This is a genomic window from Algorimicrobium bowmanii (assembly GCF_054031195.1).
In genome coordinates this window covers 1,037,280-1,058,526 of the sequence record NZ_CM132929.1, presented here as the reverse complement: position 1 = coordinate 1,058,526, position 21,247 = coordinate 1,037,280, and the positions used below count along the sequence as shown (strand labels likewise).

Sequence of the window (21,247 nt, the reverse complement as noted above, 5' to 3'; positions counted from 1 at the left end):
AACCAGAAAATGGTATGTCTTAAAAAAAAGATTTAATCACGGATTAACGGTAAAGTACTACAACGTAATAAGCCTTCTTGTTTAGCTATTTCAGCATAAGGTACTTCTTCAACCGTAATACCTGATTCACGCAACCATGTATTAAGTCGTGTGAAATTCTTTTCAGATATTACAACATCTTCCGAAATTGAGAAAACATTACTATTCATATTATACATTTCATCACGTGTGATATGAAAGAGATTCTCCTCTCCTATTAAATTAACTAAGTACAAATAATCAGCTTCTTCAAGAAATCCACCTCTATAAATGATAGCCTTACCCTTTCCTACTGGCTGAAAACAGCAATCTAAATGTAAAGCATTATCACGAGGCTCTGTATTTGACTTTGCTAAATTGAATTCCTTTACAATTTTATCCGGAAAAAATTCTTTTATAAATTGAACACCTTCCATATTGGTACGAGCCGTTATATAGTCTTTATAGTCGCTTCCTTTATAGGTACCGATAAAAATATGATCGTTATAAAGCATGACATCTCCACCTTCTACATGTACAGCTTCTGGTGGCCTAATTACTTTATTCGGATCTAATTGATCAATAACATGTTGGACAGCATCCAGCTCTTCTTCTCTATCAGGGAGAATATTAGCTTTAAAAAGCGTATCACCTATAACAAAAGCTATGTCTCTGGTAAAAATCTGGTTACAATCTATTATAGTTTTAGGTCTGTAAACCGTTACATTATATTTATCAAAAACGGCTTCAACCGCTTTCATTTCTTTAACCATATCGGCTTCTACTGGATAGGTACCTGCTTTAATATGCTCTATTGATTTTGGGTCATAGGCTTCACTTTCTAAAGGAGTTGGACCGTTACTTTCAGCTATACCTAAAACAACCGCTCGTAAACGAGAGGTTTCATTATTTACATTAAGCTTTATCATATACTTTTAACTAAATTTCGAGGTTAATTATTTCGCAAAAAAAAGCTTCATCTATAAAAAATGAAGCTTTTAATATTATGTTTTAAAAATTAGCGGTTATCTTTTGAAACAAAAGGTCTTGTGTTCTCACCAACATAAATTTGACGAGGTCTACCAATTGGTTCATTATTTAAACGCATTTCACGCCATTGAGCAATCCAACCTGGTAAACGACCTAATGCAAACATTACTGTAAACATATCTGTTGGGATTCCCATAGCTCTGTAAATGATTCCTGAATAGAAATCTACGTTTGGATATAATTTTCTATCTACAAAGTAAGAATCTTCTAAAGCTTCTTTTTCTAAAGCTTTAGCAATATTTAAGATAGGATCTTCAACACCTAAATCATTTAAAATTTCATCGGCTGCTTTCTTGATAATCTTAGCTCTAGGATCAAAATTCTTATAAACTCTATGTCCGAAGCCCATTAAACGGAAAGGATCGTTTTTATCTTTAGCTTTAGCCATAAATTTCTTAGTGTCTCCACCATCTTCTTTAATAGCTTCAAGCATTTCTAAAACAGCTTGATTAGCACCACCATGAAGTGGTCCCCAAAGAGCAGAAATACCAGTAGAAAGCGATGCAAATAAACCTACGTGAGATGAACCTGCAATTCTAACTGTAGATGTAGAACAGTTTTGTTCGTGATCTGCATGAAGAATTAATAATTTATCTAAAGCATTAACAACAACATCATTAAATTGATATTCTTCATTAGGTTGCTTAAACATCATTTTTAAGATATTTTCAACATAACCTAAATTCTTATCTCCGTAATCTAGTGGCAATCCATTTTTCTTTCTAAATGTCCAAGCTACTAACACTGGAAATTTACCTAGAATTTTAACAATAGCTTTGTACATATCCTCTTCTGAGTTTACATTAACAGAAGATGGGTTAAAAGCTGTTAATGCACTTGTTAAAGAAGCAATAACACCCATTGGATGTGCTGACTTAGGAAAAGCATCTACAATTTTACGAACATCATCATCAACAACTGATTGTTCTTTAATATCTAAATGAAACTTCTCTAGTTGCTCTTGTGTTGGTAACTCTCCAAAAATTAATAAATAAGCAACTTCTAAGAAATCAGCTTTTTCAGCAAGTTCTTCTATAGAATATCCACGGTACCTTAAAATACCTTTTTCACCATTTAAAAAAGTAATAGCACTTTGACAAGAGCCTGTATTTTTAAAACCTGGATCAATAGTAACAACTCCATTGGTTGAACTTCTTAAAGTTTTAACATCTATTCCAACTTCATTTTCTGTTCCTATTATTAAAGGAAATTCATGCTTTTCGCCATTAATTTCTAAAGTAGCTGTGTTTGCCATATATCTATTTAATTATTATTATTTAATTCTATTCATTAAGGTTCACGAAAATACGAAATATCTACCTATTTTTAAAGTGTATTAACAAGGTTTTATCAATAATAACATTGGAAAAATTGATTAAAAAAAACAGCGATTATTAGATACCTAATAATCGCTGATAATATTTATGATTAATACTAAGGAAATTCATAGCACAATCGTGAGTAAAAATCTTATTTATTTACTTTAAACGCTTTATTTTTAGGAAAATAAGCAACACTTCCTAATTCCTCTTCAATTCTTAATAATTGATTATACTTAGCCATACGATCACTTCTAGAAGCTGAACCTGTTTTAATTTGTCCGCAATTTAAAGCTACAGCTAAGTCAGCTATTGTATTATCTTCTGTTTCTCCAGAACGGTGAGACATAACAGATGTATAACCTGCATTATGAGCCATGTTTACAGCAGCTATAGTTTCTGTTAGTGTTCCTATTTGGTTAACTTTTATCAGAATGGAATTAGCCGTATCGTTTTCAATACCTTTTGCTAAACGTTCAACGTTTGTTACAAATAAATCATCACCTACTAATTGCACTTTATCTCCTACTAATTCTGTTAAGTACTTCCAGCCTTCCCAGTCATTTTCATCCATACCATCTTCAACAGATATTATTGGGTACTTAGCACATAATTCTGCTAAATAGTCGGCTTGTTCTTTACTTGTTCTTATTTGGCCAGTACTTCCTTCAAATTTCGTGTAATCATACTTTCCGTCAACGTAAAACTCAGCAGAAGCACAATCTAAAGCTATCATGATATCATCTCCAAATGTGTAACCAGCGTTAGCAACAGCTTTTTTAATAGTATCTAAAGCATCTTCAGTACCACCTTCCAAATTTGGTGCAAATCCACCTTCATCACCTACAGCTGTACTTAAACCTCTATCGTGTAATACCTTTTTTAAATGGTGAAAAATTTCAGTTCCCATTTGCATGGCGTGACTAAAGTTTTTGGCTTTAACAGGCATGATCATAAATTCTTGAAATGCGATTGGAGCATCACTATGAGAACCACCATTAATGATATTCATCATCGGTACTGGTAGCGTATTAGCAGAAACACCTCCTATGTATCTGTATAGTGGTAATCCTAATTCATTTGCTGCGGCTTTAGCAGCAGCTAATGATACACCTAAGATAGCGTTAGCTCCTAAATTTGATTTATTTGGTGTACCGTCTAGTTCAATCATGATTTGATCAATACTGTTTTGTTCAAATACAGAAGTTCCTAAAAGTTCTTGAGCTATAATAGTATTAACATTCTTAACGGCTTTAGTAACGCCTTTACCCATAAAAGCTTCACCGCCATCTCTTAGTTCTACAGCTTCATGTTCTCCGGTTGAAGCACCTGAAGGTACTGCAGCACGGCCTAGGAAGCCATTTTCTGTTGTAACATCTACTTCAATAGTAGGATTACCACGTGAATCTAAAATTTGTCTTGCGTGAATATCTATTATTATGCTCATAAGGTTCGTTTTTAGTTTTAAAAAATTAGCATTGTAAATTTACGAAATCATTTAACTATGTAAAGCATTATCTGAACGTATTATGATAATTTTTTACGACATGGATTTCGTAATAAATAAACCTCAAAGAAAAAGCTATTTCTTTGAGGTTTGTATATGTTATTTATTCTTGATGTTTTCTATAAACTGGTCAAAAAGGTAAGTTGCATCATTTGGTCCAGGGCTAGCTTCAGGATGATACTGAACAGAAAAACAATTTTTAGATTTCATTTTTATACCTGCTACCGTATTATCATTTAAATGAATGTGTGTAATTTCAATATCTGGATGCTGCTCTGTTTCTTCTCTATTAATAGCAAATCCATGATTTTGAGATGTAATCTCGCCTTTGGATGTCAATAAGTTTTTAACAGGGTGATTTATACCACGATGCCCGTTATGCATTTTATATGTTGAAATACCATTTGCTAATGCAATAACCTGGTGACCTAAACATATACCAAATAACGGTAAGTTTCGAGATATAACTTCTTTAGCTAAAGCTTGCGCTTCTACAAGTGGTTCTGGATCTCCAGGACCATTAGATAGGAAATAACCATCTGGATTAAAAGCTTCTAAATCTTCAAACTTAGCGTTAAATGGAAATACTTTAATATAAACGTCGCGTTTTGCTAAATTCTTTAGAATATTTCTTTTAATTCCTATATCTAAAGCAGCTACTTTATACGTAGCATTCTCATCACCATAAAAATACGGTTCTTTAGTAGATACTTTTGAAGCTAATTCTAAACCATGCATAGCTGGTACTTCTGCTAACTGCTCTTTAAGAGCATCAATATTATCAACCTCAGTAGATATTAAAGCGTTCATAGCACCGTTATCACGAATGTAACTCACTAATGCCCGTGTATCTACATCTGAAATAGCTAAAACATTTTGCTTCTCAAAAAAAGACTCTAAGCTTTCTTCTGCTGATGGTCTAGAATAGTTAAAACTAAAATTCTTACATATTAAACCAGATATTTTAACAGAATCAGATTCAATTTCGTCTGAATGTGTACCGTAATTACCAATGTGAGCATTGGTAGTCACCATAAGCTGTCCGTAATATGAAGGATCTGTAAAAATTTCTTGATAACCAGTTGTTCCTGTATTGAAACATACTTCGCCAAAAGCTGTTCCTTTTTTTCCAATTGATTTGCCATGGAAGATGGTTCCATCTGCTAATAGAACTATGGCTTTTTCTCGTTTGTTATATTTCATTCGTTAAAAAAGTTTTGCAAAATTGCTAAAAAAAAAGGATAAACTAAAATGTTTATCCGCTTTTAACTGAAATAAATTAAAATTACTTTTTATAGTGTTTTATTATAACGCAACATTTTTAAAAAATCAGCTTCATTTTTAATAGAAAGGTCTTGGTCTTTCATATACTTTTTAACTGCTTTCTCATTTTCACTAAACAATAATTTAAAGGTTTTATTATTCAATTTTATTTCTTGTAAATCACCGTCTTGGTATATATAGAATTCATCATAAACATAGTATCGATCTTGAGACTCTTTTTCTTTAGTCATTTTATTTACTGTACCCGGAGTAATTTTACATCTAATACGCTTTAATATAGAATAATCGTTACTTTCATCGATAACAAAGAAATAATAAGATTCTGAATTTTCAGCTGTTAGTTTAATTGTTTTTATTTTATTTAACAAAGCAAATTTTATATTCTTATCATCAAATTCATAAAACATATTATTTTCTAATTCAACGACTAACTTATCTGTCGAAGCATTATAATTGCCTTTATTAAATTTATAATATTTATCATCACTAGTGTGAATTATTAATATGTTAGCATCACCTTCAAAACCAAAAGGAGAGCCCGAAACGTACTCAATAGAATTAGGGTTTGGATTAATAGGATTTAAAGTGTCTTCGATATAGCCTAACGATCCAAAATAATCTTGAGGAGGTAGTATCTGATTAGGCAATAATTCTGCTGATTGCCCCATAGTAAATGTCGATTCTGAACGCATTGGAACTACTTGTGAAACGACATTAATTGAAAAAACTAAAGAAACTAATACTGCTAAAACTTTAAAATTCATGATGTTATATTTTAAACTTACCCATAATATAACCATAATCTAAGAGATAAAAAAATTCAACAGTTATTGAATTATAATATAATACAGCAGAAATTACACGAAAAACAAAAAAAAAGGGTAAACATGACGTTTACCCTTTTTTTATAAATACAAAGTTAAGACTATAAAGTACTATAATAATTAAATATCTTTATAAAATCTGCTTCATCCTTAATGTTTAAATCATTAGACTTAATATAAGTCTTAATTTCAGATTCTTTATCTGAGAAGAGCTCAGAAATTAACTTCTTCTTTAGTTTAAGTTCTTCTAATACATCACCATTCTTAATATAAAGATCTTCTACCAAGTAATATCTATCATTAGATGTACGAGCTTGTGTCATTTTATTAACGCCACCTTGCTTAATTTTAGCTTGACGGTTTTTTAGAATAAAAACATCATCATTTTCTGCTAATATTTCATAGTAACGAGCACGTTTTTTCTCACTACTGAAACGTTTCATTTTTTTATTATTAAGAACGGCATAATCAATAGTAGCAGCATTCAAAACATAAATAGAATCGGTACTCATAACAGAAACAAATTTATCTATTTGAGCATTATAGTTTCCATTAGGGATGTTAAATTTATTACCGTCTTTTGAAACAAGAATTAGTTTATTATTCCCCGTTTCAAAAGCTAAGGGAGTACCATCAACCGTATAATTATTAATTTTAGGTAACCAAGAACCTCTTGAATTTAGAGCATCCATAGATTCACCTAAAGTATTACTTTGAGTTCCTTGTAAATTAGATAAACCTCCGTTAGAACCTTGAGCAGATATTGTTAGTGTTGATATAGCGAAAATCGCGAATAAAAATATTTTTTTCATAGACTAGTTTTAAAAGTATTAGAAACAAAAATAGGGTAAATTTTACAATTTACCCTATTTGGAATTAAGCATTAAAAAAAATTAACGTTTTATTCTTCTTCGTTTGAAGCTTTAGTTTCTGCAGCTGGTGCAGTAGTAGTTTTAGAACCACCTCTTCTACTTCTACGTGTAGTTTTCTTAGTTGCTTTATCAGCATTATAGATTTCGTTGTAATCAACTAATTCTATCATGGCCATATCAGCGTTATCACCTAAACGATTACCTAATTTGATAATACGTGTGTAACCACCTGGGCGATCACCAATTTTAGGAGCAACATCTCTGAATAATTCAGCTACAGCTTCTTTTTGTCTTAATCTAGCCATTACAATACGTCTATTATGAGTCGTATCTTCTTTTGATTTTGTAATCATTGGCTCAACAAATTGCTTTAAAGCTTTAGCTTTAGCAACAGTTGTGTTAATACGTTTGTGCTCTATTAAAGAACAAGCCATATTAGCTAACATTGCTTTTCTGTGAGCTGTTTTTCTACCTAAATGGTTTACTTTTTTTCCGTGTCTCATGACCTTTGTTTTTAACCTTCATCTTGCTACTACCCATTATTGAGGAGCAAAATATGAGGAATTAATCTTTATCTAATTTATATTTTGATAAGTCCATTCCGAAATTAAGACCTTTAACATTTACTAGTTCTTCTAGCTCTGTTAAAGATTTCTTACCGAAGTTACGGAACTTCATTAAATCATTTTTATTGAACGATACTAAATCTCCTAAAGTATCAACTTCTGCTGCTTTTAAACAGTTTAATGCACGAACAGATAAGTCCATATCAACTAATTTAGTTTTCAATAACTGTCTCATATGAAGTGATTCTTCATCATAAGTTTCAGTTTGTGCAATTTCATCAGCTTCTAATGTTATACGTTCATCAGAGAACAACATGAAGTGGTGAATAAGTGTTTTAGCGGCTTCAGTTAAAGCATCTTGAGGACTAATAGATCCGTCAGTTATGATTTCGAAAACTAATTTTTCGTAATCAGTTTTTTGCTCTACACGGTAATTTTCAATGCTATACTTAACATTTTTAATTGGTGTGTAAATAGAGTCAGTAAAAATTGTACCAATTGGTGCAGAAGCTTTTTTATTTTCTTCAGCAGGTACATATCCACGACCTTTTTCAATGGTTATTTCCATATTAACATTTACTTTAGGATCTAAATTACAGATTACTAATTCTGAATTTAATACTTGGAATCCTGAGATAAATTTTTGGAAATCACCAGCAGTGATTTGATCTTGACCAGAAAGTGAAATTGAAATAGATTCGTTATCTACATCTTCTATTTGTCTTTTAAAACGTACTTGTTTTAAATTTAAAATAATTTCTGTAACGTCTTCAACAACACCCGCAAGTGTAGAGAATTCGTGATCTACACCTTCTATTCTTACTGATGTAATTGCAAACCCTTCTAAAGAAGATAATAACACACGTCTTAATGCGTTACCTACTGTTAAACCATAACCTGGTTCTAGTGGTCTGAATTCGAATTTACCTTCGAAATCAGTAGAATCAATCATGATTACTTTATCGGGCTTTTGGAAATTAAATACTGCCATAAATTTTCTTCGTTTTAATTGTTGTTTAGTTGCGCGATTTATAAGTATGAAGAAGACGAATAAATCCTTTGGCTAAACACCAATATGTTAGTTATTATTTAGAATATAATTCGACGATGAATTGCTCGTTGATATTTTCTGGAATTTGAATTCTAGCTGGAACAGATACGTAAGTACCTTCAGATGTAGAATTATTCCAAGTAATCCATTCGTATACGTTGCTTGAGTTTGCTAAAGAATTTGTAATAGCTTCAAGTGATTTAGACTTCTCTCTAACAGCTACAACATCACCAGCTTTTAATTGGTAAGATGGAATGTTTACTAACTCACCATTTACAGTGACATGTCTGTGAGATACTAATTGTCTAGCACCACTTCTTGAAGGAGAAATTCCCATTCTGAAAACCACGTTATCTAAACGAGATTCACATAATTGTAACAATACAGTACCTGTAATTCCAGGAGCTGCAGTTGCTTTTTTAAACATGTTTCTGAATTGCTTTTCTAAAATACCGTAAGTATATTTAGCTTTTTGCTTTTCCATTAATTGGATTGCATATTCAGATTTTTTCCCACGACGCTTGTTTGCACCATGTTGACCAGGTGGATAGTTTCTTTTTTCAAAAGATTTATCTTCACCGAAAATAGCCTCACCAAATTTACGTGCTATTTTTGTTTTAGGACCAGTATATCTTGCCATTTTAAATTGTGTTATGAGAGTGATTATGAATTAAGGTCTTAATCTTATCCTTCGATAACCGTTAATCTCTCGTTGATACTTGTTTATATTTTTTCAGTTTGCAAATATACATATAAATATTGACATCAACTATAAAAAATAGTTGATGTCAAAAAAATATACTATACATGTAAATTATACACGTCTTCTCTTAGGAGGACGACAACCATTGTGTGGTAATGGAGTAACATCAATAATTTCTGTTACTTCAATTCCTGCATTGTGTATTGATCTAATAGCAGATTCTCTACCATTTCCTGGACCTTTAACATATACTTTTACTTTCTTTAAACCTGCTTCTTGTGCTACAGCTGCAGCATCTTCAGCGGCTAATTGAGCAGCATATGGTGTATTTTTCTTAGATCCACGGAATCCCATTTTACCAGCAGATGACCATGAAATTACGTCACCTTTTTTATTGGTAAGAGATACAATGATATTGTTAAAAGATGCTGTTATATGAGCTTCTCCAACTGCATCTACTATTACTTTACGTTTTTTTGTACTTGACTTTGCCATATTATTATAGTTTCTAGTTGTTAGTTTTTAGTTGTTAGAATCCTAAACATTGCTATTTCAAACAGATTCATCTAACGGCTAAACTCTAATGACTAATGTCTATTTATTATTTAGTTGCCATTTTCTTGTTAGCAACAGTTTTTCTTCTACCTTTTCTAGTTCTAGAGTTGTTCTTAGTACGTTGACCACGTAATGGAAGTCCAGTTCTATGACGGATACCTCTGTAACATCCTATATCCATTAATCGCTTAATGTTTAATTGAGTTTCAGAACGTAATTCACCTTCAATAGTAAAAGAACCAACAGCTTCACGAATGTTTCCAATCTCTTCGTCTGTCCAATCTTGAACTTTAGTACTTTGTTCAACTTTAGCTATTGCTAAAATTTCTTTTGCTCTACTTCTACCTATTCCATAGATATACGTAAGCGAGATAACACCTCTTTTGTTTTTTGGTATGTCTACACCTGCAATTCTTGCCATAATTATCCTTGTCTTTGTTTGAATCTAGGATTCTTTTTGTTAATGACGTAAAGTCTACCTTTTCTGCGGACGATTTTACAGTCTGCACTTCTTTTCTTAACTGATGCTCTTACTTTCATCTGTTCCTTTGTTATTAGTTTTAAACTGTGTCGATAAACCTTACGATCTATCTATTAGTATCTATAAGTTATTCGAGCCTTCGTTAAATCGTAAGGACTCATTTCTAATTTCACTTTATCTCCTGGTAATAACTTAATGTAATGCATACGCATTTTACCAGAAATATGTGCTGTCACAATGTGACCGTTCTCTAATTCTACACGAAACATTGCATTTGATAATGCTTCAATAATTGTTCCGTCTTGTTCTATTGCTGCTTGTTTTGCCATAGTATACGTATTAAGCTACTGCTTTTCTATTTTTACCAGTTTTCATCAAGCCGTCATAATGTCTATTTAACAAGTAAGAATTTACTTGCTGCATAGTATCGATAGCAACACCAACCATAATTAGAAGTGATGTTCCTCCGAAAAACAATGCCCATCCAGACTGAACATTCATAAGTTTAACAATAATTGCAGGGAACACAGCAATAAGCGCTAAAAATATAGAACCTGGTAAGGTTATTTGAGACATAATTTTATCTAAATATTCAGATGTTTCAGATCCAGGACGAATGCCAGGAATAAATCCTCCGCTTCGTTTTAAATCATCAGCCATTTTATTGGTAGGAACTGTAATTGCCGTATAAAAATATGTAAATACAATAATTAAAAAGGCAAATACTAAGTTGTACCAAAAACCAAATATATCTGTAAAGTTAGATGACATCCATTGGCCTGTTGCAGTATCTTTTAAGAAAGATGAACCACCAATTAAACTTGGTACGAACATAATTGCTTGAGCAAAGATTATTGGCATAACACCAGAAGCATTAAGCTTTAATGGAATATACTGTCTTGATCCGAATACATTTTTTTCGTAACCACCTGTAGCGGTTCTTCTTGCATACTGAACAGCAATTTGTCGAACTCCCATAACTAACATAATAGATGCTAAAATAATTAACAACCATATTACTAATTCAAAAAGGATTAGCATAACACTGTTAGTTTCTAACCTTGATGAAGCATTAAGTAAAAAGTTCTTAGGTAAAGTTGCGATAATACCAACCATAATTAATAGTGATATACCATTACCGATACCTTTATCTGTTATTTTTTCACCTAGCCACATTGCAAAGATACAACCTGTAACTAATATAACTACAGATGAGAAGTAAAATAAACCACCTTGCCCCAACAAAAATGCTGATGTAGGAATACCTAAAGCAGGTAAACTTGCCAAGTAGCCTGGTGCTTGAACTAAACAAATAGCTATAGTTAACCAGCGTGTGATTTGATTAATTTTCTTTTGTCCACTAGCACCTTCTTTTTGAAGTTTTTGTAAATAAGGAATAGCAATTCCCATTAACTGAACAACAATAGAAGCTGATATATAAGGCATAATACCCAATGCAAAAACAGAAGCATTTGCAAACGCACCTCCTGTAAAAGCATTTAATAAACCTAATAAACCATCTTCAGTACTACCTTGTAAACCTTCTAATTGCGCCGCATCGATACCCGGTAATACAACCTGGGCACCGAAACGATAAACTAATAACAAACTTAATGTAACAATAATTCTGTTTCTTAATTCCTCAATTTTCCAAACATTTTTTAATGTCTCTATAAATTTCATGCGCTTAAATTAGATTATAAAGTTACGGCTTCGCCTCCTGCAGCTTCGATAGCAGCTTTTGCTGAAGCAGTAAACTTATGTGCAGATACTTTTAGTTTTGATTTTAATTCACCACGACCTAATATTTTAACAAGATCATTCTTGCCAATTAGACCTAGAGTCATTAAAGTTTCAAAATCAACTGTATCTTTAATTTTCTTATCGTCTATTAATTGTTGTAATGTATCTAGATTTACACCTTGATATTCTACACGATTAATATTCGTAAAGCCAAATTTTGGAACACGTCTTTGAAGAGGCATTTGACCACCTTCAAAACCGATTTTCTTAGAATAACCAGAACGAGATTTAGCTCCTTTGTGACCACGAGTTGCCGTACCACCTTTTCCAGAACCTTGTCCTCTACCTATTCTTTTTCCTTGACCTTTAACTGAACCTTCTGCAGGTTTTAAATTACTTAAATCCATTTTTCAGTATTATTATTTTGTTTCTTCAACAGAAACTAAATGTGAAACTTTAGCTACCATTCCAAGTATGTTTGGATTGGCTTCATGCTCTACAACTTGACCAATTTTTTTAAGACCTAGAGCTTCTAAAGTTCTTTTTTGTCTTAATGAACGATTGATTGCGCTTCTAACTTTTGTTACTTTTATCTTTGCCATCGTCTTATCCTTTAAATACTTTTTCAAGAGAGATACCTCTATCACGAGCAATTGTTTTAGCGTCTCTTAATTGTAGTAAAGCATCGAAAGTTGCTTTAACAACGTTATGTGGGTTAGATGAACCTTGAGATTTAGATAATACATCATGTACTCCTACTGCTTCAAGAACTGTTCTTACAGCTCCACCAGCAATAACTCCTGTACCAGGAGCTGCAGGAATGATGTTTACTCTTGCTCCACCATACTTACCTTTTTGTTCATGTGGTAACGTTCCTTTTATAATCGGGATACGTACTAAATTTTTCTTAGCGTCTTCGATTGCTTTAGCAATTGCACTAGCCACATCTTTAGATTTACCTAAACCTTGACCTACTACACCTGCTTCATCTCCAACAACAACAATTGCTGAAAATCCGAATGCTCTACCACCTTTTGTTACTTTTGTAACTCTTTGTACACCAACTAAACGATCTTTAAGATCTAATCCACTTGGTTTTACTAGCTCTGCGCTTTTGTATTTTTGATACATAATTTCTTAAAATTTAAGTCCTGCTTCTCTAGCACCTTCTGCTAATGATTTTACTCTTCCGTGATATAAATATCCACCTCTATCAAAAGAGATAGTTTCTACACCTGCTTTAAGGGCTCTTTCAGCAACAGATTTACCTACTAATGTAGCTATTTCTGACTTTGTACCTTTTGCAGAACTAATGTCCTTATCTCTTGAAGATGCTGCACTGATAGTCTTACCAGTTACGTCATCTACAACTTGTGCATAAATTTCTTTATTGCTTCTGAAAACAGATAATCTTGGTCTAGCTTCTGTACCAGAAACTATTTTACGAACTCTGCTTTTTATTCTTAATCGTCTTTCGTTCTTTGTCAATGCCATAACTTACTTATTAAGCTGATTTACCTGCTTTTCTTCTTAATTCTTCGCCAACAAACTTAACACCTTTACCTTTGTAAGGCTCTGGTGGTCTAAAGCCGCGAATTTTAGCAGCTACTTGACCTACAAGTTGTTTGTCATGAGACGTTAGTTTAACTATTGGATTTTTACCTTTATCAGATACTGTTTCGATTTTTACTTCTGGAGCAATTTCTAAAACAATATTGTGAGAAAAACCTAAAGCTAAATCAAGTTTTTGTCCTTGATTACTTGCTCTATATCCAACACCTACTAACTCTAATTCTTTTGTCCATCCTTTAGATACACCTTCAATCATATTATTGATAAGTGCTCTATAAAGACCATGTTTTGCTTTTTCTTCTTTTTTATCAGAAGAACGCTCAACTACAACATTTCCTTCTTCAACTTTAATGCTTACTTTAGAAAAATCTTGTGTTAATTCACCTAATTTTCCTTTTACTGTAACTACGTTATCGTTGATTTCAACTGTAACTCCATCTGGAATTACTACTGGATTATTACCTATTCTTGACATGTCTTATAGTCTTTTTTAATTAGTAAACGTAACATAGTACTTCTCCTCCAACATTATCTCTCTGAGCTTGTTTACCTGTCATTACACCGTGAGATGTAGAAACGATGGCAATACCAAGTCCATTAAGAATTCTTGGAAGATCTTTAGAACTTGCGTACTTACGTAAACCTGGTTTACTTATTCTTTGAATCTTCTTGATTACAGGTTCTTTTGTTTCTTTGTTGTACTTAAGAGCTATTTTAATAGTTCCTTGTACAGAAGTATCTTCAAACTTGTAACTTAAAATATATCCTTGATCGAATAATATTTTAGTGATTTCTTTCTTTAAATTAGAAGCTGGTATCTCAACCACTCTGTGGTTAGCACGCACAGCATTTCTAATTCTTGTTAAATAATCCGCTATTGGATCTGTATTCATAGTTATAAAATTGCGGTAACGGTTTTCAATCTCGACTATTATGGATTAAACCTGAAACCAATTAATATTAATTATTTTTACCAGCTTGCTTTTCTAACACCTGGTATCAAACCTTGGTTTGCCATTTCTCTAAACATTACACGAGAAATACCAAATGTTCTCATATAACCTTTAGGTCTTCCTGTAAGTTTACAACGGTTATGTTGACGTACAGGTGAAGCATTTTTAGGTAACTTTTGTAATGCTTCGTAATCGCCAGCTTCTTTTAAAGCTTTACGTTTTTCAGCATATTTAGCTACTGTTTTTGCTCTTTTTACCTCACGGGCTTTCATTGATTCTTTAGCCATATCTTAATTCTTTTGAAAAGGTAATCCTAATTCGGTTAATAATGATTTTGCTTCTTTATCAGTATCTGCTGTTGTTACAAATGTAATATCCATACCTGAAATTTTGTTCACTTTATCAATGTCAATTTCTGGAAATATAATTTGTTCTGTAATTCCTAAATTATAATTACCTCTACCATCAAAACCTGTAGCTTTAATTCCGCTAAAGTCTCTTACACGTGGTAAAGCAGATGTAATTAAACGATCTAAAAATTCGTACATTTTCTCACCACGTAAAGTTACTTTAGCACCAATTGGCATACCTTTACGTAATTTAAATGAAGCAACATCCTTTTTAGAGATTGTTGCTATTGCACGTTGTCCTGTTATAGTTGATAATTCTTCCACTGCGTGGTCGATTAACTTTTTGTCTGCAACTGCTGCACCTACACCTTTAGATAATACTATCTTAGTTAGCTTAGGTACTTGCATAACATTTTTATAACCAAATTCATCTTTAAGAGCAGCAATTACTCTGCCTTTATACTCTTCTTTAAGTCTCGGTGTATATCCCATAACTATATTACTTCATTTGATTTTTTAGAAAATCTCACTTTTTTGTCGCCTTCCATTCGGTATCCAACACGAGTCTCTTCACCTTTAGCGGTTAATAAAGACAAGTTAGATATATGAATAGCTGCTTCTTTTTCAACGATTCCACCTTGAGGGCTTTGAGCACTTGGCTTCATGTGTTTTTTCACCATGTTAACACCCTCAACAATCGCCTTGTTCTTATCTATTAATACCTTTAGTACTTTACCTTCTGCACCTTTATGGTCTCCAGCATTCACTTTTACGGTATCTCCTGATTTAATTTTAAGCTTTGTCATATTATTTTTCATTAAAGCACTTCAGGTGCCAATGATACAATTTTCATGAATTGTTTATCACGAAGTTCTCTAGCAACAGGACCAAAAACACGTGTACCTCTCATTTCACCCGTTGGGTTTAATAAAACACATGCATTATCATCAAATCTTATATAAGATCCGTCTGGTCTTCTTACTTCTTTCTTAGTACGTACAACTACTGCAGTAGAAACAGCACCTTTTTTAATGTTTCCATTAGGTGTTGCATCTTTTACAGAAACAACTATTTTGTCTCCTACAGAAGCGTATCTTCTTTTAGTACCACCTAAAACACGAATGGTTAAAACCTCTTTCGCGCCGGTGTTATCAGCTACTTTTAATCTTGATTCAGTCTGTAACATAATTACTTCGCTCTTTCAATTATTTCAACTAATCTCCAACATTTAGATTTACTCATAGGTCTTGTTTCCATGATCTTTACAGTATCTCCAATGTTACAATCGTTTGTTTCATCGTGTGCAACATATTTCTTTGTTTTTAACACGAATTTTCCATACATAGGGTGCTTTACTTTCTTAACCTCAGATACCACAATAGATTTCTGCATCTTATTACTAGTAACAATTCCTATACGTTCTTTTCTTAAATTTCTTGTTTCCATCTTTCTGCAGAATTATTGTAATTCTCTTTTAGTTAATTCTGTTGCAATTCTCGCTACGGTTCTTCTAGCAGAGCGCAACTGAATTGGATTTTCTAGAGGCGAAATTGCATGAGTTAATTTCATTTCTGAATAACTCTTCTTTGTTTCACCAAGTTTCTCTTGTAACTCGGCTACAGATAATTCTTTAATTTCTGATTGTTTCATAGTATCAAATAAATTATGCTTCGTAATCTCTAGCAATTATAAATTTAGTTTTAACTGGCAATTTCTGTGCTGCCAATCTTAATGCTTCTTTAGCAACGTCTAATGGTACACCACCGACTTCAAATAGTACACGACCAGGCTTAACAACAGCTACCCAATATTCAACGGAACCTTTACCTTTACCCATACGTACTTCAAGAGGTTTCTTTGTGATAGGCTTGTCTGGAAATATTTTTATCCAGATAGATCCTTCCCTCTTCATGAAACGTGTAGCGGCAATACGTGCTGCTTCTATTTGACGAGCTGTAACGAAGCTAGTGTCTAGTGATTTTATACCAAAGGTACCGCTTGATAGTAAATGCCCTCTTCCGGCATTACCTTTCATACGTCCTTTTTGTTGCTTACGAAATTTTGTTCTTTTAGGCTGTAACATTCTTTCTTTTCTTTAAACGATTACTTTCTACGACGAGGTTTGTTGTCTCTGTTTCCACCACGTCCACCTTTTCCTTGCTTTTTAGATAATCCAACAAGCGGAGAAAGTTCTCTCTTACCATATACTTCACCTTTCATGATCCATACTTTAACACCTAATCTACCATAAGTAGTATGTGCTTCAACTAAAGCATAGTCAATATCGGCTCTAAAGGTTGATAAAGGAATACGTCCTTCTTTGTAATGCTCGCTACGTGCCATTTCAGCTCCGTTTAAACGACCACTAATCTGAATTTTAATTCCTTCAGCATTCATTCTCATAGTTGCAGCAATGGCCATCTTAATCGCACGTCTGTAAGAAATACGATTTTCAATTTGACGAGCCACACTAGATGCAACTAAATACGCATCAAGTTCCGGTCTTTTAATTTCAAATATGTTTATTTGAACTTCTTTACCAGTAATCTTTTTAAGCTCTTCTTTTAACTTGTCTACCTCTTGACCGCCTTTACCAATAATGATACCTGGGCGAGCTGTTGTGATAGTAACGGTTACAAGTTTAAGCGTACGCTCAATAATTACTCGTGAAACACTAGCTTTAGATAGACGTGCGTGAACGTACTTTCTGATCTTATCGTCTTCGGCAAGTTTATCACCATAATCGTTTCCTCCGTACCAGTTAGACTCCCATCCTCTGATAATTCCTAAGCGATTTCCGATTGGATTTGTTTTTTGTCCCATATCTCTATCTTAACTTTGTGTGTTATTATTAGCTCCAACCACGATAGTTACGTGATTTGAACGTTTTCTAATTCTGTGTGCACGACCTTGTGGTGCTGGACGCAATCTCTTTAACATTGAGCCACCATCCACGCGAATCTCCTTAACAAATAATTCAGCTTCTTCAATAGATGCATCTTCGTTTTTAGCTTGCCAGTTTGCAATTGCAGACAATAACAAAGTTTCTAAACGGTTAGAGGCTTCTTTTTGGCTAAATTTTAAAATATTAAGCGCTTTCTCTACGCGTTCACCTCTTACTAAATCGGCTACTAAACGCATTTTTCTCGGTGATGTAGGACAGTTATTAAGCTTAGCAAAAGCAATTTGCTTCTTACCTTCCTTAATAGCGTCTGCCATTTGTTTTTTACGACTTCCCATAGCTTACTACTTTTTACCTTTATTTTTAGCACCTGCGTGACCTCTAAAAGATCGTGTCGGTGAAAATTCTCCTAACTTGTGTCCTACCATGTTTTCAGTAACATACACTGGTACGAACTGACGTCCGTTGTGTACTGCTATTGTTTGACCAACAAAATCAGGTGTAATCATACTAGCTCTAGACCAGGTTTTGATTACTGTTTTTTTGTTGTTCTCAACATTAATAGCCACTTTTTTCTCTAATTTATAATGAACGTAAGGTCCTTTTTTTAATGATCTTGACATGACTTATTATTTCTTTCTACGTTCTACAATATATTTATTACTCGCTTTTGTTTTAGAACGGGTTCTATAACCTTTAGCAGGTATACCATTTCTAGAACGTGGGTGACCACCGGCAGACTTACCTTCACCACCACCCATTGGGTGATCGACAGGGTTCATCACTACTGGTCTCGTACGAGGTCTTCTACCTAACCATCTTGATCTACCAGCTTTACCTGATACTAACAATTGATGATCTGAGTTAGAAACAACACCAATAGTAGCCATACAAGTTACTAACACTAAACGTGTTTCACCTGAAGGCAACTTAATTGTTGCAAATTTCTCACCTCTAGCCATTAACTGTGCGAATGTTCCAGCACTTCTTGCCATAACAGCACCTTGACCTGGACGTAATTCTACACAAGAAATAATAGTTCCTAATGGAATTTCTGAAAGCGGCATAGCATTCCCAATTTCTGGAGCAACATTACTGTTACCAGAAACTATAGTTTGACCTACTTGTAAACCATTTTGAGCAATGATATACGCCTTTTCACCATCTTGGTAATTTAACAACGCAATAAACGCTGTTCTGTTTGGATCGTACTCGATAGACTTAACTTCTGCTGGAATTCCAGTTTTGTTACGTTTAAAATCGATAATACGGTACCTTTTCTTATGACCACCACCTATGTAGCGCATAGTCATTTTTCCGCGACTGTTTCTACCACCAGACCTTTTTTTCGGAGCTAATAAACTTTTCTCCGGCTTATCAGTAGTAATGGCGTCATACCCATTTACTACTCTAAATCGCTGTCCTGGTGTGATTGGTTTTAATTTTCTTACTGACATTTTTTGTTGTCTTTAATTACATGTTACTGTATAAATCAATCATTTCACCTTCCGCCAGTTGTACAATTGCCTTTTTAACAGCATTTGTTTTACCATGTTGAATACCAGTTTTTGTAAACTTAGTACTTCTATCTGGACGGACATTTATAGTACGAACTTTTTCAACAGAAACGCCATAAGCAGCTTCCACCGCTTTTTTGATCTCTACCTTGTTCGCCTTCGTATTCACTGCGAAAGTATAGCAATTTCTTAACTCGCTATCTGCAGTCGCTTTTTCTGTGATTATAGGTTTAATTAAGATGTTCATCTGTTTCTTATTTACTTAAATTCGATTCAATTCCTTCTAAAGAACTCTCTAAAAGCACTACTTGACTTGCATTTAAAATCTTGTAAGTACTTATTTCTGAAGCAGTTACCACTTCAGAGCCTTTTAGATTGCGTGACGACAAATATACATTATTATTTGATGCCCCCAACACAAAGAGAGATTTTTTGTTTTCTAGGTCTAAAGCCTTTAAAATTGCTGTGAAATTTTTAGTCTTAGGAGAATCAAAATTGAAGTCTTCTAATACTACTATTGATTTCTCATTTGCTTTAATTGAAAAAGCAGATTTACGAGCTAATCGTTTCACATTTTTATTTAACTTAAAGCTATAGTTTCTAGGTCTAGGTCCGAACATACGTCCACCACCTTTAAAAACACCAGACTTAATACTACCCGCACGAGCTGTACCAGTTCCCTTTTGTTTTTTTATCTTACGTGTACTACCAGAAATTTCTGCACGCTCTTTTGCTTTATGAGTCCCTTGTCTTTGGTTTGCTAAATATTGTTTAACATCCAAATAAACTGCATGATTATTAGGCTCAATAGCAAACACATCTTTAGACAAGTCAACTTGTCTTCCTGTGTCTTTTCCGTTTATATCTAAAACTGCTACTTTCATTATTTTCTAATAATTACATAAGCGTTTTTATGTCCAGGAACACATCCTTTAACAACAAGTAGATTCTTTTCAGCAACTACTTTTAAAACTCTTAAATTTTCAACTTTAACTTGATCGGTACCCATTCTACCTGCCATCTTCATTCCTTTAAATACTCTTGCAGGATATGAAGCTGCACCAATAGAACCAGGAGCTCTTAAACGGTTATGTTGACCGTGAGTAGCTTGACCTACACCACCGAAACCATGACGTTTTACAACACCTTGAAATCCTTTACCTTTTGAAGTTCCAGATACATCTACAAACTCACCTTCAGTAAAGTGTTCAACTGTTATAGCATCTCCTAACTTGTACTCCTCATCAAAACCTTTGAATTCAACGATTTTGCGTTTTACAGAAGTTCCTGCTTTTTTAGCATGACCGATGTCAGCTTTAGTAGCGCTTTTTTCTGTCGCGTCATCGAAACCAAGTTGAACAGCGTTATAACCGTCAACTTCTTCAGTTCTGACTTGGGTAACGATACATGGTCCAGCTTCGATTACTGTACATGGAATGTTTTTTCCATTTTCATCGAAGATGCTGGTCATACCGATTTTTTTTCCAATTAACCCAGACATAATTATTCTTTATTAAATTATGGACAACTCGCGATTTGTCCTGCTTATTAGTTTATGGATGATTCGCGACTCATCCTAAAAATATTCAAGGCTGAAAAATACGTTTCAGCCTTGAAGTGTATTTTTCCGTTTTTCCTTAACCATCGTCAAGGACATGTAAGTTTATACTTAAACTTTAATCTCTACTTCTACACCACTTGGTAACTCTAATTTCATTAGAGCATCAATTGTTTTTGAAGACGATGAATAGATATCAAGTAAACGCTTGTAAGAGCTTAATTGAAATTGTTCTCTAGACTTCTTGTTAACGTGTGGTGAACGTAATACAGTGAAAATTTTCTTATGTGTTGGTAATGGAATTGGCCCCGTTACTACAGCACCTGTACTTTTTACTGTTTTTACAATCTTTTCAGCAGACTTGTCCACTAAATTATGATCGTAAGATTTTAATTTTATTCTGATTTTTTGACTCATTTTCT

At 33.4% G+C, this 21,247-nt stretch carries 35 protein-coding genes; all 35 read right to left on the bottom strand.

Going from position 1 to position 21,247, the window contains the following annotated elements:
• Nucleotides 1-32 precede the first annotated feature (32 nt).
• The 35 genes from ACW5R3_RS04690 to rpsJ all read right to left on the bottom strand — a co-directional run bounded on the left by ACW5R3_RS04690 (nucleotide 33) and on the right by rpsJ (nucleotide 21,242).
• Nucleotides 33-947 (bottom strand): dimethylarginine dimethylaminohydrolase family protein, encoded by a 915-nt coding sequence (locus ACW5R3_RS04690; RefSeq protein ID WP_456578463.1) that lies wholly within the window; start codon nucleotides 945-947, stop codon nucleotides 33-35.
• A gap of 89 nt (nucleotides 948-1,036) precedes the next feature.
• Nucleotides 1,037-2,323, bottom strand: coding sequence for a citrate synthase (locus tag ACW5R3_RS04685; protein ID WP_456578462.1), 1,287 nt, complete (start codon nucleotides 2,321-2,323; stop codon nucleotides 1,037-1,039).
• A gap of 215 nt (nucleotides 2,324-2,538) precedes the next feature.
• The gene (eno, locus tag ACW5R3_RS04680; protein ID WP_456578461.1) at nucleotides 2,539-3,834 is read right to left on the bottom strand and encodes a phosphopyruvate hydratase; all 1,296 of its coding nucleotides are present in this window, start codon (nucleotides 3,832-3,834) and stop codon (nucleotides 2,539-2,541) included.
• Nucleotides 3,835-3,993: 159 nt separating this feature from the next.
• A complete protein-coding gene (gene carA / locus ACW5R3_RS04675) occupies nucleotides 3,994-5,097 on the bottom strand; it encodes a glutamine-hydrolyzing carbamoyl-phosphate synthase small subunit (protein WP_456578460.1) in 1,104 nt (367 codons plus the stop codon).
• 89 nt (nucleotides 5,098-5,186) lie between these two features.
• Nucleotides 5,187-5,942, bottom strand: a complete 756-nt coding sequence (locus ACW5R3_RS04670; RefSeq protein ID WP_456578459.1) for a hypothetical protein — start codon at nucleotides 5,940-5,942, stop codon at nucleotides 5,187-5,189.
• A 161-nt stretch (nucleotides 5,943-6,103) separates the two neighbouring features.
• Complete coding sequence (locus ACW5R3_RS04665) at nucleotides 6,104-6,814, bottom strand: hypothetical protein (RefSeq protein WP_456578458.1); 711 nt, start codon at nucleotides 6,812-6,814, stop codon at nucleotides 6,104-6,106.
• Nucleotides 6,815-6,903: 89 nt separating this feature from the next.
• On the bottom strand, nucleotides 6,904-7,377 hold the full coding sequence (gene rplQ, locus ACW5R3_RS04660; RefSeq protein WP_456578457.1) for a 50S ribosomal protein L17: 474 nt from the start codon (nucleotides 7,375-7,377) through the stop codon (nucleotides 6,904-6,906).
• Between the two features lie 61 nt (nucleotides 7,378-7,438).
• Nucleotides 7,439-8,431 (bottom strand): DNA-directed RNA polymerase subunit alpha, encoded by a 993-nt coding sequence (locus tag ACW5R3_RS04655; protein ID WP_456578456.1) that lies wholly within the window; start codon nucleotides 8,429-8,431, stop codon nucleotides 7,439-7,441.
• 94 nt (nucleotides 8,432-8,525) lie between these two features.
• Nucleotides 8,526-9,131 (bottom strand): 30S ribosomal protein S4, encoded by a 606-nt coding sequence (rpsD, locus tag ACW5R3_RS04650; protein WP_456578455.1) that lies wholly within the window; start codon nucleotides 9,129-9,131, stop codon nucleotides 8,526-8,528.
• A gap of 174 nt (nucleotides 9,132-9,305) precedes the next feature.
• Nucleotides 9,306-9,689, bottom strand: coding sequence for a 30S ribosomal protein S11 (gene rpsK, locus ACW5R3_RS04645; protein WP_183486623.1), 384 nt, complete (start codon nucleotides 9,687-9,689; stop codon nucleotides 9,306-9,308).
• A gap of 106 nt (nucleotides 9,690-9,795) precedes the next feature.
• Nucleotides 9,796-10,170: a 30S ribosomal protein S13 gene (rpsM, locus tag ACW5R3_RS04640; RefSeq protein WP_456578454.1), complete on the bottom strand. Its 375-nt coding sequence runs from the start codon at nucleotides 10,168-10,170 to the stop codon at nucleotides 9,796-9,798.
• A gap of 2 nt (nucleotides 10,171-10,172) precedes the next feature.
• Nucleotides 10,173-10,289, bottom strand: a complete 117-nt coding sequence (ykgO, locus tag ACW5R3_RS04635) for a type B 50S ribosomal protein L36 (RefSeq protein WP_013305171.1) — start codon at nucleotides 10,287-10,289, stop codon at nucleotides 10,173-10,175.
• A gap of 54 nt (nucleotides 10,290-10,343) precedes the next feature.
• Nucleotides 10,344-10,559 carry a translation initiation factor IF-1 gene (gene infA / locus ACW5R3_RS04630; protein WP_007094967.1) on the bottom strand — a complete coding sequence of 72 codons (216 nt, stop codon included), beginning with the start codon at nucleotides 10,557-10,559 and terminating at the stop codon, nucleotides 10,344-10,346.
• Nucleotides 10,560-10,569: 10 nt separating this feature from the next.
• On the bottom strand, nucleotides 10,570-11,913 hold the full coding sequence (gene secY / locus ACW5R3_RS04625) for a preprotein translocase subunit SecY (protein WP_456578453.1): 1,344 nt from the start codon (nucleotides 11,911-11,913) through the stop codon (nucleotides 10,570-10,572).
• Nucleotides 11,914-11,927: 14 nt separating this feature from the next.
• Nucleotides 11,928-12,380, bottom strand: coding sequence for a 50S ribosomal protein L15 (gene rplO, locus ACW5R3_RS04620; protein ID WP_456578452.1), 453 nt, complete (start codon nucleotides 12,378-12,380; stop codon nucleotides 11,928-11,930).
• Between the two features lie 12 nt (nucleotides 12,381-12,392).
• Complete coding sequence (gene rpmD, locus ACW5R3_RS04615) at nucleotides 12,393-12,575, bottom strand: 50S ribosomal protein L30 (RefSeq protein ID WP_456578451.1); 183 nt, start codon at nucleotides 12,573-12,575, stop codon at nucleotides 12,393-12,395.
• Between the two features lie 4 nt (nucleotides 12,576-12,579).
• A complete protein-coding gene (gene rpsE, locus ACW5R3_RS04610; protein WP_456578450.1) occupies nucleotides 12,580-13,104 on the bottom strand; it encodes a 30S ribosomal protein S5 in 525 nt (174 codons plus the stop codon).
• 6 nt (nucleotides 13,105-13,110) lie between these two features.
• Nucleotides 13,111-13,467, bottom strand: a complete 357-nt coding sequence (gene rplR, locus ACW5R3_RS04605) for a 50S ribosomal protein L18 (protein WP_456578449.1) — start codon at nucleotides 13,465-13,467, stop codon at nucleotides 13,111-13,113.
• Between the two features lie 10 nt (nucleotides 13,468-13,477).
• Nucleotides 13,478-14,020: a 50S ribosomal protein L6 gene (gene rplF / locus ACW5R3_RS04600; protein WP_456578448.1), complete on the bottom strand. Its 543-nt coding sequence runs from the start codon at nucleotides 14,018-14,020 to the stop codon at nucleotides 13,478-13,480.
• A 19-nt stretch (nucleotides 14,021-14,039) separates the two neighbouring features.
• On the bottom strand, nucleotides 14,040-14,438 hold the full coding sequence (rpsH, locus tag ACW5R3_RS04595) for a 30S ribosomal protein S8 (protein WP_456578447.1): 399 nt from the start codon (nucleotides 14,436-14,438) through the stop codon (nucleotides 14,040-14,042).
• Between the two features lie 77 nt (nucleotides 14,439-14,515).
• Nucleotides 14,516-14,785, bottom strand: a complete 270-nt coding sequence (gene rpsN, locus ACW5R3_RS04590; protein ID WP_092209864.1) for a 30S ribosomal protein S14 — start codon at nucleotides 14,783-14,785, stop codon at nucleotides 14,516-14,518.
• Between the two features lie 3 nt (nucleotides 14,786-14,788).
• Nucleotides 14,789-15,340 (bottom strand): 50S ribosomal protein L5, encoded by a 552-nt coding sequence (gene rplE, locus ACW5R3_RS04585; RefSeq protein ID WP_456578446.1) that lies wholly within the window; start codon nucleotides 15,338-15,340, stop codon nucleotides 14,789-14,791.
• A gap of 2 nt (nucleotides 15,341-15,342) precedes the next feature.
• Nucleotides 15,343-15,654: a 50S ribosomal protein L24 gene (rplX, locus tag ACW5R3_RS04580; protein ID WP_456578445.1), complete on the bottom strand. Its 312-nt coding sequence runs from the start codon at nucleotides 15,652-15,654 to the stop codon at nucleotides 15,343-15,345.
• 11 nt (nucleotides 15,655-15,665) lie between these two features.
• Nucleotides 15,666-16,034 carry a 50S ribosomal protein L14 gene (rplN, locus tag ACW5R3_RS04575; RefSeq protein WP_148403092.1) on the bottom strand — a complete coding sequence of 123 codons (369 nt, stop codon included), beginning with the start codon at nucleotides 16,032-16,034 and terminating at the stop codon, nucleotides 15,666-15,668.
• 2 nt (nucleotides 16,035-16,036) lie between these two features.
• The gene (gene rpsQ, locus ACW5R3_RS04570) at nucleotides 16,037-16,294 is read right to left on the bottom strand and encodes a 30S ribosomal protein S17 (RefSeq protein ID WP_040492188.1); all 258 of its coding nucleotides are present in this window, start codon (nucleotides 16,292-16,294) and stop codon (nucleotides 16,037-16,039) included.
• 12 nt (nucleotides 16,295-16,306) lie between these two features.
• Nucleotides 16,307-16,498 (bottom strand): 50S ribosomal protein L29, encoded by a 192-nt coding sequence (gene rpmC, locus ACW5R3_RS04565; protein WP_456578853.1) that lies wholly within the window; start codon nucleotides 16,496-16,498, stop codon nucleotides 16,307-16,309.
• 13 nt (nucleotides 16,499-16,511) lie between these two features.
• Nucleotides 16,512-16,931 carry a 50S ribosomal protein L16 gene (rplP, locus tag ACW5R3_RS04560; RefSeq protein ID WP_376893306.1) on the bottom strand — a complete coding sequence of 140 codons (420 nt, stop codon included), beginning with the start codon at nucleotides 16,929-16,931 and terminating at the stop codon, nucleotides 16,512-16,514.
• Nucleotides 16,932-16,951: 20 nt separating this feature from the next.
• Nucleotides 16,952-17,671, bottom strand: coding sequence for a 30S ribosomal protein S3 (gene rpsC, locus ACW5R3_RS04555; RefSeq protein WP_456578444.1), 720 nt, complete (start codon nucleotides 17,669-17,671; stop codon nucleotides 16,952-16,954).
• Nucleotides 17,672-17,680: 9 nt separating this feature from the next.
• Complete coding sequence (rplV, locus tag ACW5R3_RS04550; protein WP_456578443.1) at nucleotides 17,681-18,088, bottom strand: 50S ribosomal protein L22; 408 nt, start codon at nucleotides 18,086-18,088, stop codon at nucleotides 17,681-17,683.
• A gap of 6 nt (nucleotides 18,089-18,094) precedes the next feature.
• Nucleotides 18,095-18,373, bottom strand: a complete 279-nt coding sequence (gene rpsS / locus ACW5R3_RS04545; RefSeq protein WP_456578442.1) for a 30S ribosomal protein S19 — start codon at nucleotides 18,371-18,373, stop codon at nucleotides 18,095-18,097.
• 6 nt (nucleotides 18,374-18,379) lie between these two features.
• Nucleotides 18,380-19,207 (bottom strand): 50S ribosomal protein L2, encoded by an 828-nt coding sequence (rplB, locus tag ACW5R3_RS04540; protein ID WP_456578441.1) that lies wholly within the window; start codon nucleotides 19,205-19,207, stop codon nucleotides 18,380-18,382.
• 16 nt (nucleotides 19,208-19,223) lie between these two features.
• A complete protein-coding gene (gene rplW / locus ACW5R3_RS04535) occupies nucleotides 19,224-19,514 on the bottom strand; it encodes a 50S ribosomal protein L23 (RefSeq protein ID WP_040288013.1) in 291 nt (96 codons plus the stop codon).
• 7 nt (nucleotides 19,515-19,521) lie between these two features.
• A complete protein-coding gene (gene rplD, locus ACW5R3_RS04530; RefSeq protein ID WP_456578440.1) occupies nucleotides 19,522-20,151 on the bottom strand; it encodes a 50S ribosomal protein L4 in 630 nt (209 codons plus the stop codon).
• A complete protein-coding gene (gene rplC / locus ACW5R3_RS04525; RefSeq protein WP_456578439.1) occupies nucleotides 20,151-20,768 on the bottom strand; it encodes a 50S ribosomal protein L3 in 618 nt (205 codons plus the stop codon). Before rplC ends, rplD begins: the two co-directional genes overlap by 1 nt.
• A 168-nt stretch (nucleotides 20,769-20,936) precedes the next feature.
• Nucleotides 20,937-21,242: a 30S ribosomal protein S10 gene (gene rpsJ / locus ACW5R3_RS04520; RefSeq protein ID WP_010181931.1), complete on the bottom strand. Its 306-nt coding sequence runs from the start codon at nucleotides 21,240-21,242 to the stop codon at nucleotides 20,937-20,939.
• Nucleotides 21,243-21,247: the final 5 nt, after the last annotated feature.